This window comes from Pseudomonas sp. PME37.24/006 (assembly GCF_055556635.1).
This window is the reverse complement of record NZ_JBVHNL010000204.1, coordinates 1-256: the sequence shown is the minus strand read 5'-3', so window position 1 is coordinate 256 and position 256 is coordinate 1. Positions and strand designations below refer to the sequence as shown.

The 256-nt window shown below is 67.6% G+C and carries 1 protein-coding gene; it reads left to right on the top strand.

Features of this window, described 5'->3' with window-relative positions; all coding sequences use genetic code 11:
* Positions 1 to 256 (top strand): hypothetical protein (locus tag ACZ3GY_RS24415; RefSeq protein WP_465912371.1); only part of this gene is annotated, 256 nt, incomplete at both ends.

Here is a 256-nt window from a genome sequence, read left to right as displayed (position 1 = left end):
AGCGGGGGCGCAAGCCGGGATCGCGCAACCGGCGCACCGATGACTTTGCGCGGTGGATCCTGTCGCACGGGCAGCACCCGGCGGTGACGTTGATGCAGATCCAATCGACCCCGCCTGAAGTGCTGGTGGAGCGGTCGGCGGCCATGGACAGCCCCAAGCGGCGGTTGACCTATGGCGATGCGCAGAACCTGCGGGCGCGCTGTGCGGACATCCTGATGCCCTACATCGAGGGGAAGAAGCCGATCGCGGTCGAGCA